Source organism: Neobacillus sp. 19, assembly GCF_049463095.1.
Taxonomy (GTDB): Bacteria; Bacillota; Bacilli; order Bacillales; family Cytobacillaceae; genus Neobacillus.
On record NZ_JBMPZU010000045.1, the window covers coordinates 19,807 to 33,827 of the forward strand.

General features: G+C 37.8%; 16 protein-coding genes and 1 riboswitch. Of the genes, 7 read left to right on the forward strand and 9 right to left on the reverse strand.

The genetic code is table 11. The features are described 5' to 3' along the window. The first annotated feature begins 125 nt into the window (after positions 1 to 125). Positions 126 to 1,106: a metal-dependent hydrolase gene (locus tag ACO1D1_RS14155; RefSeq protein WP_423336276.1), complete on the forward strand. Its 981-nt coding sequence runs from the start codon at positions 126 to 128 to the stop codon at positions 1,104 to 1,106. A 146-nt stretch (positions 1,107 to 1,252) separates the two neighbouring features. Beyond that, on the forward strand, positions 1,253 to 1,423 hold the full coding sequence (locus ACO1D1_RS14160) for a small, acid-soluble spore protein K (RefSeq protein WP_149869100.1): 171 nt from the start codon (positions 1,253 to 1,255) through the stop codon (positions 1,421 to 1,423). A 212-nt stretch (positions 1,424 to 1,635) separates the two neighbouring features. Here the strand turns inward: ACO1D1_RS14160 and ACO1D1_RS14165 are convergent, their stop codons facing one another. After that, positions 1,636 to 1,959 carry a YfhH family protein gene (locus ACO1D1_RS14165; protein ID WP_423336277.1) on the reverse strand — a complete coding sequence of 108 codons (324 nt, stop codon included), beginning with the start codon at positions 1,957 to 1,959 and terminating at the stop codon, positions 1,636 to 1,638. 88 nt (positions 1,960 to 2,047) lie between these two features. Here ACO1D1_RS14165 and ACO1D1_RS14170 point away from each other — a divergent pair, with 88 nt between their 5' ends. Beyond that, positions 2,048 to 2,725 (forward strand): SDR family NAD(P)-dependent oxidoreductase, encoded by a 678-nt coding sequence (locus ACO1D1_RS14170; RefSeq protein WP_423336278.1) that lies wholly within the window; start codon positions 2,048 to 2,050, stop codon positions 2,723 to 2,725. Between the two features lie 8 nt (positions 2,726 to 2,733). On the opposite strand, the gene recX is transcribed toward ACO1D1_RS14170, so the two are convergent. Further along, positions 2,734 to 3,543 carry a recombination regulator RecX gene (gene recX, locus ACO1D1_RS14175; protein WP_423336279.1) on the reverse strand — a complete coding sequence of 270 codons (810 nt, stop codon included), beginning with the start codon at positions 3,541 to 3,543 and terminating at the stop codon, positions 2,734 to 2,736. A 169-nt stretch (positions 3,544 to 3,712) separates the two neighbouring features. Between recX and ACO1D1_RS14180 the strand changes: the two genes are divergently transcribed. Together ACO1D1_RS14180 and ACO1D1_RS14185 are read left to right on the forward strand one after the other, a co-directional pair. Beyond that, positions 3,713 to 3,847: a YfhE family protein gene (locus ACO1D1_RS14180; RefSeq protein WP_149869096.1), complete on the forward strand. Its 135-nt coding sequence runs from the start codon at positions 3,713 to 3,715 to the stop codon at positions 3,845 to 3,847. Positions 3,848 to 3,954: 107 nt separating this feature from the next. Next, on the forward strand, positions 3,955 to 4,140 hold the full coding sequence (locus ACO1D1_RS14185) for a YfhD family protein (protein WP_149869095.1): 186 nt from the start codon (positions 3,955 to 3,957) through the stop codon (positions 4,138 to 4,140). 128 nt (positions 4,141 to 4,268) lie between these two features. Here the strand turns inward: ACO1D1_RS14185 and ACO1D1_RS14190 are convergent, their stop codons facing one another. The 5 genes from ACO1D1_RS14190 to ACO1D1_RS14210 all read right to left on the reverse strand — a co-directional run bounded on the left by ACO1D1_RS14190 (position 4,269) and on the right by ACO1D1_RS14210 (position 10,899). Continuing rightward, positions 4,269 to 4,952: a glycosyltransferase gene (locus ACO1D1_RS14190; protein ID WP_423336280.1), complete on the reverse strand. Its 684-nt coding sequence runs from the start codon at positions 4,950 to 4,952 to the stop codon at positions 4,269 to 4,271. A gap of 19 nt (positions 4,953 to 4,971) precedes the next feature. Next, complete coding sequence (locus ACO1D1_RS14195) at positions 4,972 to 6,267, reverse strand: glycosyltransferase family 2 protein (protein WP_423336281.1); 1,296 nt, start codon at positions 6,265 to 6,267, stop codon at positions 4,972 to 4,974. A 155-nt stretch (positions 6,268 to 6,422) separates the two neighbouring features. Further along, positions 6,423 to 7,421 carry a homoserine dehydrogenase gene (locus ACO1D1_RS14200; RefSeq protein WP_423336282.1) on the reverse strand — a complete coding sequence of 333 codons (999 nt, stop codon included), beginning with the start codon at positions 7,419 to 7,421 and terminating at the stop codon, positions 6,423 to 6,425. Between the two features lie 72 nt (positions 7,422 to 7,493). Next, positions 7,494 to 7,605, reverse strand: a riboswitch (SAM riboswitch). 122 nt (positions 7,606 to 7,727) lie between these two features. Next, a complete protein-coding gene (locus ACO1D1_RS14205; RefSeq protein WP_423336283.1) occupies positions 7,728 to 9,689 on the reverse strand; it encodes a galactosyltransferase-related protein in 1,962 nt (653 codons plus the stop codon). Positions 9,690 to 9,789: 100 nt separating this feature from the next. Next, positions 9,790 to 10,899 carry a galactosyltransferase-related protein gene (locus ACO1D1_RS14210; protein ID WP_190284836.1) on the reverse strand — a complete coding sequence of 370 codons (1,110 nt, stop codon included), beginning with the start codon at positions 10,897 to 10,899 and terminating at the stop codon, positions 9,790 to 9,792. Between the two features lie 291 nt (positions 10,900 to 11,190). On the opposite strand from ACO1D1_RS14210, the gene ACO1D1_RS14215 reads away from it, so the two are divergent. Together ACO1D1_RS14215 and ACO1D1_RS14220 are read left to right on the forward strand one after the other, a co-directional pair. Next, the gene (locus ACO1D1_RS14215; RefSeq protein WP_423336284.1) at positions 11,191 to 11,607 is read left to right on the forward strand and encodes an AAA family ATPase; all 417 of its coding nucleotides are present in this window, start codon (positions 11,191 to 11,193) and stop codon (positions 11,605 to 11,607) included. Positions 11,608 to 11,655: 48 nt separating this feature from the next. Next, positions 11,656 to 12,543, forward strand: a complete 888-nt coding sequence (locus ACO1D1_RS14220) for an ROK family protein (RefSeq protein WP_149869088.1) — start codon at positions 11,656 to 11,658, stop codon at positions 12,541 to 12,543. A gap of 118 nt (positions 12,544 to 12,661) precedes the next feature. Here ACO1D1_RS14220 and ACO1D1_RS14225 read toward each other — a convergent pair whose 3' ends face one another. Both ACO1D1_RS14225 and ACO1D1_RS14230 read right to left on the reverse strand, forming a co-directional pair. Next, the gene (locus ACO1D1_RS14225) at positions 12,662 to 13,333 is read right to left on the reverse strand and encodes a GNAT family N-acetyltransferase (protein WP_149869087.1); all 672 of its coding nucleotides are present in this window, start codon (positions 13,331 to 13,333) and stop codon (positions 12,662 to 12,664) included. Further along, the gene (locus tag ACO1D1_RS14230; protein WP_149869086.1) at positions 13,323 to 14,018 is read right to left on the reverse strand and encodes a GNAT family N-acetyltransferase; all 696 of its coding nucleotides are present in this window, start codon (positions 14,016 to 14,018) and stop codon (positions 13,323 to 13,325) included. The genes ACO1D1_RS14225 and ACO1D1_RS14230 overlap by 11 nt, the downstream gene beginning before the upstream one ends. Positions 14,019 to 14,021 lie beyond the last annotated feature (3 nt).

A 14,021-nucleotide genomic window follows, 5' to 3' on the forward strand; every position in this document is an offset into this window, starting at 1 on the left:
TTGTTAAACATTGCGAAAAAAGGAAATATAATAAGAGAGCACAATATTTATTAAAGGACATTTCGTTTTACGATAATCGATTTTGGTTATTTTGACAAGATTTTTATTGAAGGAGGATTTTCCTTTTGGATACTGGAACTCATGTTGTAATGGGAATTGCCCTAGGCGGTCTTGCAACGCTTGATCCAACAGTTGCTGCAAGCCATGCGACTGCAACCAGTGTGTTAATTGCCACGATTGCAGGTTCACAAATACCAGATATTGATACAGTACTAAAACTAAGAAATAATGCGATTTACATTCGTAATCATCGTGGAGTTACCCATTCCATACCAGCTGTACTTTTATGGCCGCTACTCCTTACAGGCGTTATTTACCCTTTTTTCCCGGAAGCCAATTTATTGCATTTATGGGCATGGACGTTTGCCGCAGTATTCATCCATGTATTTGTTGATATCTTTAATGCCTATGGGACTCAGGCGCTTAGACCCTTTTCATCGAAATGGGTAGCACTAGGTGTCATTAATACATTTGATCCGATTATTTTCGGTATTCATGTGATTGGGATTATAATTTGGATTATGGGAGCAAATCCGGGCATTACCTTTCTACTGATGTATGCCGTGATTATTGGCTACTACATCAGGCGCTACCAGGCTAAGAAAAGAGTGCTGGTTGGGGTGAGAGCACTCATTCCAGATGCCACTGAAATCATTATTGCACCAACGATGCGATTTCATCAATGGCGAATTGCGGCCATGAATAACCGGCAATTTTTTGTAGGCAGGGCGGTAAAAGATACAGTGGAAATCCTTGATCGCTTTAACCGTATACCAGTTCCAAAAACGCCTGTAATCGAAGCAGCCAAAAAGGATAAGAATCTTTCTGCATTTTTATCATTTTCACCTGTTTACCGCTGGGAAGTCGATGAGTACAATGATTTTTATGAAGTCCGGTTTATAGATTTACGTTATCGCAGTAATGGGCACTACCCGTTTGTGGCCGTTGTTCAATTAGATAGTGATTTAAATCCCATTAGCTCATATACGGGATGGGTGTTTAGTGAGAAGAAACTAAGGAAAAAATTAAGTATTATACCCAGTTAATAAGCGATGACTTAGGTCACTCGCTTTTTTATTTCCTTTTTCTGATAACATATCCCTCAAAAAAAAGCGAATACTAAAGGTACGTGTTCAGCATTGAGAGTGCTTTGCTATTCACGTTTTTCTCATTCCCTACATGGAGGTACAGCATGAGAAATAAAGAAACTGGTTTTCCAAATCAAAATAATAATAAGCTTGAGGGCGAGCCAAGAGCAAAAGCGGAGTATGCTTCAAAGCGAGCAAATGGAACAATAAATACCCATCCTCAAGAACGGATGCGCGCTTCCGGAGAACGGGATGACGAATCGCCTCAGTATTAAGAAAAGCGAAAGCGCCCGTTTAGCAGCGTATAGACTGGAGCACTTCGACTGAGATAAAGGAAACACGGAGAGCGGAGCGATCCGATGTTGACTTATCGTAGGGAGATGGGCGAAGTCTACTAGCTACTGGGCGCTGGAGCTGGACAATTCTCGAAGTCGAAAATTTCTTATTTTAGAAGACAAGCCAGAGACCATTTCTCTGGTTTGTCTTGCTATTTTAACCATTTTAACAGGGAAATCGGAAGGGCCTCCTCTTTTCCATCGCCCTTTAGTCTATAACCCCAAGCAAAGACGCCATTCATATAATCAATTTTAAAATAGTGGCCGGGATCCCCTTCTATTTCATAAATTTCCCCCGGTTTAAAAGAGTCAGGATTAATTAGATACGCTCTTGCCATTTGTACCTTTCTTTCCAGGACAGCAAACTCATTTACCATCCCTAATTGCTCGGCTTTCCTTGCCTTTTCTTGAAGAGCCGCAATTTCTTGTCTTAATTCGTGTTCTGACATTGCACTATACCGTTTCTCCTGCTGCATTTTCTTCACTCCCCTTTATGCTTTTATTTTAGTATAGTAATATTTGTACAATTAATAAAGGAATATCTAATATGAAGGGGCTAACATAATGAAAACAATCGTTATTACTGGAGCAGGTTCCGGATTAGGAAAAGAACTAGCATTTCTTTTTTCACAAAAGGGTTTTCACCTCTTATTAACCGGAAGAACACCTGAGAAGTTAAATACCGTAAAAATGGAAATTGAATCGGCAGGAGGAAGAGCGGATATTCTTCAGCTTGATATCCGAAACCATGAAGATGTCTTCGGTAAAATAAAGGAAATAAGCCATACCTTCGACATTTTCGGTTTGGTCAATAACGCTGGTATTGGTCATTTTGGAGCATTTGCCGAAATGAATGTGCAGCAAATGAACGAAATGCTGGATACAAATGTCTACGGAACCATCTTGATGACAAAGGCCGTCCTGCCTATTCTTGAGCAGACTGGCGAAGGACAAATCATGAATATTATCTCCACTGCCGGTTTGCGTGGAAAAGTGAATGAAGCCGTATATGTTGCAAGCAAATTTGCTGTTAGAGGATTCACAGAAAGCCTTCAAATGGAATACGAAGGAAGCGGTATTAAGTTTAATGCGGTATATATGGGCGGTATGGATACCCCTTTTTGGGATGAAAGCGATCATATTAAGGATAAAACCCGTTTACGGTCAGCAAAAGAAATTGCAAAAATTATCATGGAGAAATTGGATCAGGATTCCATTATTATTGAATTTAAAAACTCATGACGCTTTTGTCATGAGTCTTCTCTTTCCGCTAAGAATCTTTCGATTAAATCTATTGAAAAGCCTTTACGATATAAAGCTTGTTTCATCTTTTGTCGATACTCGTAACCATTGAACTTTGACAATTTCCGATGCGCCTTTTCTCCTTGGAATCGAATGGCATCCATTTCCTCATCAGCCTCTTTAGAGACTTCTGTTTCATTAACTGCAATTGCGATGACTTCAAAGGAATATCCTTTTCTCATCAGGACATTTTCCAGCTTTTGTTTTTGAATTTTGCTTGATTCCTTTGTATTCTTCTGAAAAAACTTTTCAGCTATTTTAGTGGCTTTTTCAATCTGCTGGTTTAAAGGAAATTCTTCTAGAACTTGTAGGAGGGTTGACTCCTTAATTCCCTTTTCCTTTAATTCCATCTTGATTACGCCGGGCCCTTTATCTGTTGTATTGGCCTGTGTCCTCACGTAGGCTACAGCAAATTCCTCGTCATTTATGTATTTCTGAGCGGTTAATTTATGGATCACCTCTTTGATGATGGGCTCGTCCATTTCTTTTTTTAGAAGATAATCGTTAATTTCTTTTTCAGACCTCATCCTTCTGGCCAAATAATTAACTGCAAGGTTGTACGCTTTACGAATGTCATCCTGGTATTGAATTTCCAAGAAAGAGAAATCATCAAGCTCCATCCCTTTTTTTAATTGGTATTTAATTAATACATCGCTGTCAATACTAAAAGCATATTCTTCACCTTTACCATAATCCATAAACACATTAAACCGATCTTGATTTTTCTGCTGTGTGGTGATTTTTGTAATAATGGCCATTTTCTTCACCTCAAAACTACTTTACCATATTCCTCTTAAGTAAAATGCTTAAAAAATATATTTTCCTAAATTTAGTATCTTTCCTTTCGTATTAGGCAAAAATGGAAATGAGTTTTTTTCCACTTAGCTTGATGACGATTAACTAAAATTGGTGAAAGGAATGAGCAAAATGGCAGAAAAGAAAAAGAAGGATAAAGATCGAGGTAAATACCCTTTAACAAGCATGCAGGAAGTATCCTATCAACGGGAATTTAAAATGGCAGATCGTGCCGGCGGTTTTCATGACCGAAAAACGAAGCTTTAAATCAATATAAAATTTTTCCACTAATGAACCTCTTTCGTTCGGTAAAAGCTATTTTTAGGGGCGTTCCAGCTCCCTATTATTTTTTACGAATGAAAGGGGTTTTTCGAATGGGTCGTTCTCGTGGACATAAAAGTCGGGATAAAAATAAAGGGTCACTTCCACAGGTGCCGAAAAACATGAAATCAGATGGAATCGATGTGGAATATTCACAAGAATTAGCGGATAACGCAGATCTTGAAGCACAAGCACGTGCCAATGCTGCTAACCAGCGGGTAAGTAATAAGAACAAATAGGTACTTTTTTACGTAAAGAAAACTCGTCGATTGGCGAGCCCGTTAGGTCGAAGACAGTCGGCTAAAAAAGAAGCAGGTTTTGCCCTGCTTCTTTACAGTCTTGTTACCGTCTTTTTAGCTCATGTTTTTTATTTACTTTTTGAAACAATCGACTGAAAATCATCTGTATAACTGACTAAATCGCCCCACCCCATCAAATCTTCATCAGAAATCTTCCAAGTATGCTGCTCTAAGTCTTGACGAATAACGGCAAAATGGCGGGGATTTGTGGAGTAAATCTGGAAGCCTGCTTTTTTCGCTTGATCAATAAAAAAATAATCCTCGGCCCGATTTACCTTTTCAAAGCGAATATGATAAAACATCTCTTTTCTGAACAGTAAAGTCGCCCCGGCAACCGTGTCTGTAATGGAATTTCTAGTACCGTTGACATATATTAACGCTTTCTTATTTTTAAAATAAATATAGTAAGAGCTTTTACCGACAATCCAAACATTTTTATTTTTAAAGGCATCCATTGAACTGGTAATATATTCAGGACCATAATAATCATCGTCATCAAATTTCGCAATATAGTCAGAGTTTGCGTTCATTACTCCAAAATTTAAGCAGTCGCCTAAGGTTGCTTTTTCATGCAGCTGAAATACTTGTACGTTTGGATAATCCCTTGCCTTTTTAATCCAACGGTCAATATCCATCGAATCTTTATTCAAAATAATAATTAACTCTTTATCCTTCCAGGTCTGCTGTTGATAATTTTTAAAAACATTATCGATACTCTCTTCTCTTATCGTACACGTTATAATGGAAACCACTTTTTCACTCCTTCAATGGTTATGAATTGATCACTTGTTGTAAAAATTTTTTAAAATGAGGATAGTCTGTCAGATTATTTACGTCATTAAGGAGCTCATTCCGGTCATTTGTCCCAAAACCTGCAGCCCCCAAAATATTAATTGGAGAAATATCAACTTGAAGCATAAGGATAATCGTTTCCAGGATGAGGACGAATTTTTCCTGAAAAATTTGAAAGTGCTCAGATTTCAACTGCTGAAACAATTTATAATCTCTTAAGATCTTGTTCATGGTCAATAAATCTGTAAGCCCCGAAAGTTCTAGTCCAAGAATAAGAACATCGACTTCATGATGCTTTACCGTAAATAGACCAAAGTTGGCAATTGTCTCTTTCCATTTGTTTTTAGCCACCGGATGCTCCTGATGGTAAGTAGTCAACTCATTACTGACAACATATTGCGCTCCCATTTTGTATAAACGGTAGCCTAATTCCCAATCTTCGTAACCGTAATGGTGAAACTCCTCGTCAAATAAACCTGCATCCACAATCAATTCTTTCCGTATAGATACATTCCTTGTAAGAAACGCCATCCATGGAAGGGTAAAACCTTCCAAATCCGCACCGAAATTCCTTGTTATTTGCCGAAACCATGGATATTCCTTATATGCTATATCCCTGTATATTTTCCTTACTAAATCACCTCTGTCTAATAGTGGATAAGGTTCCTGAAGCACATCCTTACAACCCTGAAGTCTCTGAAATATCTCTTGGTTTTTTTCTGTTAGGTAGGTGATTCTGTTTACTTCTTTCTTAGAAAAGTCTGGGAATACACATGAATATAATATTTTGGAATGTAACCCCCCTGATAAAATGAGGTTATGTTTCGATTGGTGATACTTATAGTGTTTTTCAACAAAGTCAGGTTCTGTGAGTATTTCTGCATCGAGAAAAATTAGAATGCTCCCCCTGGCAGAACGAATACCTAAATTTCTTCCCTTTGCCCTTCCAAGATTTTTTTTACTGTGGATATATTTAAAATGGTATGGTGGGGAATAGTCTTTTAGTTTTTCTTCCGTTTGGTCTGTCGAGGCATCATTTATTAGGATTACTTCCATTTTTGCCGGATTAAACGTTTGTAGTTCAAGTGAATAGAGGGTAAATAAATTGAGTGGATATTTATTTTGCGATGGAATAATAATACTGACTTCAATGTCTTGATTGTTTTTATTTATTGAGGAACTCAAGCTGTTACTAATTTGATGACTTTGCTTCGTTTCTTTTGGTCTACTTTCCTTTTTTATACTTTCTGACCATTTAAAGCTATTTCCTAACATGATGCACCCCACTTATTTATTGTTTAATGAAATAACTAGTCCAATTGGTCGAGCTTTTACACAATATGTTATCCAAATGATTTTGACTAAACTTGAGCCCTTAGAAAACGAAAAAAGAGCTTATGGGCTCCTTTTTATGTGAATAGTTTTCATTTTTACAATGTTGTTAAAACGGTGGTTCGTTGGGACGGTGCATTGTTTTTACATACGTAAACCAAATCTTCGATAACAGCACTGGCAGTTGGAAACATTCCAGCACCTGGTCCTTGAAGTGTGATTTCACCAACAATGTCAGATTGTATACTGACAGCATTCTGAACCCCTTCCACATGGTAAAAAGGATGCTCTTTTCCAACAAGGACCGGCTTGATTGTAGCTTTAATATGCTTCCCAGACTTACTTATTTGGGCAATATGCTTATACCTTAAGCCTTGTTCTTCCGCTTTTGCAATTAATTCACTTGTAATATTGGTAATCCCTTCCCGTTCTACATCATGCCAGTTTGGTTCCTCTCCAAAGGCAATCCTGCTAAGAATCATTGCTTTATAAAAAGCGTCAAAGCCCTCAATATCATTTGTCGGGTCAGCTTCAGCAAACCCGTTTACCTGAGCTCCTTTTAGTGCTTCGGCAAATGACAGTCTCTCCTCGCGCATTTCGGTTAAAATGAAATTAGAAGTGCCATTTAGAATTCCTTGCACCTGCTTCACTCGGTTAATATTTAATAACTGTCTCAGCGTCTGAATAACTGGTATTCCCCCTGCAACTGTCGCTTCATACCCAACCGAAACATTATGTTCCTCTGCCAGGTTAAGCAATTCTTGTCCGTGATGTGCAAACATTTCTTTATTCGCGGTAATAATATGACATCCCTTCTCAATTGCTTTTTTCAAAAAAGAATTGGTAGGTTCTCTATCAACGATGGCCTCGACGACAACATCAAGCTGCGGCAGGTTTAGAATATCTGCAAAATCTGTCGTTACGAGCACCTCATCACTAATTTCCCTTTGTTTCTGCTTGTTTTTAATTAAGATCGCTGCCACTTCTACCTGTTTGCCTAAAACAGATGTCAGCTTTGCCGCATGAGATTGGATCGTCCGATAAACTCCTTCCCCAACCGTTCCAAAACCGAGAATTGCCACTTTTATTACAGACATGTTTTTCCGCCCCTTTACTTTATTTGCCTAAAACAGGAAAAGCCCCCTTCATAAGAAGAGGGCTGATTCCTCCTCTTATCTTTCAGGTTAAAAATAACCTGCAGGAATTAGCACCTTTTCAAGGAATACCTTGATGGTTGCCGGGCTTCATCGGGCCTAGTCCCTCCGCCGCTCTGGATAAGAGTAATATTTAAGTGTCAAAATTTTATTATTAGAATTCATTTTAGTTGAAACAATTTGAACTGTCAATGAATTCAAAATCATCTTTGAAAGATTTTTTTGAATCTAATGAATTCTTTTTTTATTCTACTGCTCATTGGTCCAATAACCTAGTCTATCACCATACTTAGAAATTAATAAAGTTGATCCATTCTCTAGCTGAGTCAGCATAATAGGTTCAACATCCTGACTAATGATTAGAGATGGTCCATACCAAGGATATTCTTTCTGATTATTATCCCTCCACCATAATCCAACCCCCCCTGAGGCTAATTTACTTACTACCTCAAACCGCCCAGAATCGGTTTCATTCCAAACAGGGGTACCAATTACTCCTTTTGCAAATGTTTCACTCTTGTACCATTTTCCCGTCCTTTGATCTTCCCAATAATGTGACAAATAATTTTTTCCAGACCGCACAATTAACTCTTTATTTCCAAAACTACTAGTAATAGGTAAAGAAGGCGTATACCCATCCTGATTACTTTCATACCATGGATATTTTTCTTTACGATATCGCTTACTATAATATTCTGTTCCAAGATGCTTAATAAATTTTCTAGCCAAATCTCTTTTATCACGCTCAACCGGATGACACAACCAACTATTATTAATCTCATTAAGGCAGTAGACTATTTCATCTAAAGTAAGGTATGGACGATAGCGAATCACCTTTTCGTCCATATTGTTTGGATAGCTTTTAATACGGAATCCCAACTCCCTTGCCATGTTGACAAAAAATATCTCGTCTGTGCCGAAAGAGATTGTTTTAAGCAAAGCTCTTTTTAGTTTATCCTTTCTTTCTGGATGAAGTAAGGATTTTACAAGCGATTTGTTGATAACTTGGCCAACATTGAAAATTCCATAGAATGGGTTTACATTAAATAACCTCTCCCATCTATATAGGTCCTTCTTTAGTTCGTCCCCAATATACCAATCTTCTTCAGGAATCCGCAGTTTTACCGCCATATAGTCGGTATCTCTCATTTGTTTCTCAATGAATTCTTCATATCCTTTTCTGAAAAACAAGGCATCAGAATCAATATTGATTAGATAGTCATACTCCATCCCCATCTCCTCGAGCCATTCCATAGTCTCAAGAAAATAAATGGTCGTGAATCCCCGCTCCAACTTTCGGCTGGAGGGACATACAGGAACCCCTAAATTATCACAAAGGGCTGGGTCATCCCCGCCATTGTACAAGACCATCGTGCTATTGGGACAAAAGTGTCTTACATTATCGATTAATTCCTTCACAAGGTCCCGCTGTTCATGAACGAGGATCATAAAACAGATTTTACTTTGAGAGGAATTCGAAATCTTATTTAACTTTTCAGAGTAGAGGGATTTTTTCGTCACAAAAAAGTCCTTACGTTCCGTGATTATTTTTAACATGTCATACTTGTTGCCGCTTGCAGATAAATACCGATTTAGCAGCTTCTGATTATTTAGGTTTGAATCCGTGTAAGCAGTTGGGTGCCATAAATGAAACACTTTAGCTTCAATATTAACGAATTTTCCGCAAATAGTATTGACGGCATGTGAAAAGGCATCATCTTCTCCACCCCAGCCAATAAAACGCTCATCAAAACCACCGACCGCTTCGAAATTCGCTCGCGGAATGACATTTAGTTTTCCAGCGAATCCTTTATAGATCCAATTAGCTTTATTGCATTCTTCTACTCCTACTCTTAGCGGCCAGCTTGGTTGTTTGCTAATCAGATATTTTGTTGCCTCTTTGGGAACATCATATATTTCTGTAAAAGGAACGACCCATGCCGCTTCTTTAAGTAGTTCAATAGATTTTAAAATAATTTTAGGATCATAAACAATATCCGCATCTGCAATTACAAGAATATCTTTCGTAGCCTTTTTCACTGCTTGATTTACAGCTTTCGATTTATTAATTTCATTGTCGCTATAAACCCCTAGACATAATTCGGCATCTGGCATTACTGCAGCATAGTATCGTTTTATCCATTCAAAGGCCTCTTCCCTTGGACCATGATCTGTTTGGAAAGGAATGATGATAGAAACATTTTCAAACATACACTATCTCCCTTTTTGTTTATCTGTTGTTCTTGGCCAAATATCTCCACACAAAAAGATAATTTGGCCATTGGGCAAATTCTAATAAAGAAGTAACTTACTAAACTGTTGGTCCAGACCAAGGATGGTCAGGTTTTTTGTTGTCTCTTAGCCAAAATCCCACTTCACCAGTTTTTAATTTACAGACTACCACAAATTGCCCTGAATTATTTTCAAAAAATAACGGGTTTCCCGTTACTCCTTTAGCAAACGTCTTACTTTTATACCACTTCCCATTAGGTTCTTGCCAATAATGGGTCAAAGAAGAACCTGACCGCACAATAAGCTCTAAGTTACCAAATTTACTTTTGATTGGAATAGATATGGAGTAATTTTTGGAATTATCCTCATACCATGGATATTTCTTACTTTTATATTTTTTTGTATTTTGTTCATTTTCAATATGCAGAGATTCAATTAATTCATTTTTATAACTGTTTATATTATCAATATTATTAGTTTTAATCTTATCTAGGGAACTTTTCCGTTCATTAATGAGCTTGGTCATTTTTTTCTTATTTCCACTTGCTTGTTTATAGCGGCCAAGAAGATCAGCATTCGCTTTACCATGTGGATTCGTTTGATAGTTTGAACTAGGGTGCCATAGATGGAATATTTTCCCCTTAACGTTTACAATCTCCCCACAAAGCGTACGGACAGCGTGGGAAAATGCATCATCCTCACCTCCCCAGCCAATGAACCGTTCATCAAAACCGCCAACTGCTTCGAAGTTTTCTCGAGGAATGATAAAGAGTTTACCCGCAAATCCTTCATAAACCCATTTTGATTTGCTACATTCTTCATATTTAATATCAATAGGCCATGTTGGTTTTGTTTTAAGTAATCTTTTAGTACCTTGCCATTCAATATTATATACTTCCGTAAAAGGGACTACCCATGCTGCTTTATCAAGTAATCTTATCGCTTCCACAATAATATTGGGGTTATAAACGACATCCGCATCAGCTATTACAAAAATATCTTTTGTTGCTTGTTTAGCTGCTAAGTTTACAGCCTTAGATTTATTAATATCCTCTTCATTGATTAGTCCCAAACATAATTCAGCTTCGGGCATAACACGAGCATAATACCTTTTAATCCATTCAAAAGCCTTCGCCCTTGGACCATGGTCTGTTTGGAAAGGTACAATTATTGAAACGTTTTCTAACACTGTAACTCTCTCCTTATTTATAAAAGTTTTATACATTCTAATTTTTACTTATTGTATGTGAATTGATTTGTGGGGGAACGGCTTGTATCATGGTTCCAAATAATGATTAGGTATTGCAGAAGAATTGACTATTTATGGTAAATCAACATAGTTTTTTGTCCCTTTCAAATCATTGCACGTTCGCATTTCATAAAGTAGAAGAACCTGTTGTTTAGGTGAAGTTGAATTTATTTTCATCTAGATAGCTAGTGCTAATCTCATTTGGGAGAGATGAAAGTGAAACTTGCTATTATGTGCGGGATGCCACTAAGCGGAAAATCAACATACAGTAAGATTCTTCAGAATCAAGGATGGGTACGTGTATCACTAGATGAAATTAGGCTAGCTTTGCATGGCCAAACTTATAAGGCAGAGGCTGAACCGATTGTGTGGGATCACGCCGAACTTATGGTACGATCATTGCTTAGAAGTGGACATGACGTACTTGTTGATACCACCAACAGAACCAGAGAACGTCGTAAAAGATGGATTCGAGTTGCGAAGGAATTTGGACTAACATTGGAAATATTCTACGTAGATACCGATTATGAAACTTGCAAACAACGTAACAAAGTGCTTAGGCGACTATCTGAACATGATTTAAAACAAATATATAAAGAATTCCAAAAGCCGACTTCAGATGAAGGAACCATTATTAAGGTAAAATAGTAAAAACCGCTTAAAGGTTACAATATACTGCAGATAGGAGGAAGTGAAGTGAAAAAGTATATTTGTTTTGATATAGGAGGGACAAAAGTAAAGCACGGGCTATTGCTAGAGAATGGATCTATTCTTTCAAAAGGCAGCTACGATACCCATGGTAGAAATCTAGAATTATTTTTAAATACAATGGCAGATACCATTAACATGTATACAAGCAATCATAATGTTAGTGGTGTGGCTATTAGTTTACCAGGCTTTATTAACCCTCATTCAGGTTACTCAGAACGGGCCGGCGCAGTAAAAGCACTTGATAAACAGAATCTCAAAAAATTATTAAAAAAGAGAATTTCGCTGCCGGTTGAAATTGAAAATGATGGAAACTGCGCAGCTTTAGCAGAAAAAATAAGTGGGAATGCCAAAAATTGTACCGATTTTATTTGTGTGACAATTGGTACTGGAATAGGCGGGGGTATATTTATTAATGGGAAACTATTGCATGGTCATAGTTTCAGAGGCGGAGAATTTGGATTTATGATTACTCAAGCGGGAAACAATGATAGGGATATACTGCACTCCAATGCTTCTACCTATGCCCTAATTAAGTCCTATAAAAAGCTAAAGGGTATTAGTGAATATGAAAAGGTTAAAGGAGAGACAGTTTTTTTAGAATCCAGCCATGATAGTTCGGTAAAAAAACTACTAGATGACTGGATTCAAAACATTAGTTATGGAATATATAATCTGGCCGCAACTTTAAACCCGCAAAAAATTTTAATAGGCGGTGGAGTAATTGCCCAACAAGGGTTGTTAGATAATATTAACAATAAACTTGACCATCTTCCTTGGTGGAAAGACATTAAGATCCCAGTTGAAAGTTGTAAGTATCAAAATGACGCAGGAATGATTGGTGCACTGTACCATTTTATCAAAAAAACACGGTAGATGAATTTCCCTAGTATGTTAATCTAGTTTTACCACATCCGTTAAAAGAATAAGCACCCGCATATTCATACGGATGCCTTTTTCCACAATCTCCGCCTGTCGATGGCGGGCTTGTTTATTAAAGGGGTAATAGTGGAATCGTTTCTTTTTTATTAATTTGTTCAATCATTTCCAGCCATTCCTTCGGTTTATTGGAAAGGATAGAGTAATAGTTTGTCAGGAAGTCCCTAATAAGACCGGCTGGTAATGCCGCAAGTTCATAATCAGCAGGCATAAAACAAAGGTCAAGTCCCTCGACAGCTTCCCCGTTGTTTTCCCAGGATGGGTGAACATAGGAGAGATCAAGCCGCTTATAGCCTAAGTGCGATAGAACCTCCCGGCGCACATATGGTTCCATTACCTTTACACCGCCAAATTCGTGATGCTCTACCCGGTAAGGGTCATAAATTTCTGCAAACATTCCAAATAGCACTTTACCATTTTCATTAGCAAGCTGGTTTAAATCCTTTAAACGGTTTTGCGCTAAAAAGCGGCCAAGCCCTAAACCAGGTTTACTGATGATAGTAAAATCTGTCATCGCGATATTCCAGTCGGGATAATAACGGTATTCAGTTGCTCCGACAACTTGGTCTCCTAAAGTAGCAACAAACACCCGAATACCTGGATCTTCTAATGGTTCTTTCCAAAGCTCATATTCCAGTACTTCCTCCGGCGGGAAAATTTCCTCCATTAAATCATGAAGCTTTTTAAAATTTGGGTCTTCAATACTGGTAATTCTTTTATATTCCATTGGCATTTATGCCCCCTTTATCTGATTTAAACGGATTTGTCCATTCCATTAACGCTGCATGATTGCAGGATTCTTCATCATCGAGGTAATTTCTCGCAACCCCAATAGGTTTCCGGCCGGAGCGCAGCAAAAAGCTGATGACGGGATCGTGCATCCCGCCATTTATTACCGCTGCCAAGTACTCCTCGGGAGTCATTTTATCAGCGACTTTATGGTAGCCAGGCATCCGGCCTCCTCCCAGCAGCCTGGTATATCCTTTTTCAATGACAACATGGTACATCGCCTGCATCAATAATTTTCCAAGCCCGAGTTTTCGGAACTTTGGACGAATACTGATATCAACAATATATAATGTATCACCATTAGGATTATGGCTGCGGATGTACCCATGATCGGTGATTTCTTCCCAAGTATGGTTGTGATTATTTAAATCAAAGTCAACACATAGACCTGTCAATGATCCAACTAATATACCATCTATTTCGCAGCATAATGCACCCTCTGGAAAAATGGTAACATGGTTTAATAATTGCTGTTTATTCCACCATAATTCTTCAGGAAAAGGCGGTGGAAAGCATTCGGACTGGATTTCAATCAGCTGATCAAAATCTGTTTCTGTGTAATTACGGATGAAGACCTTTACAGGTTTACCTTGGTCATACACATAAAAATCACTTCGATACATGTT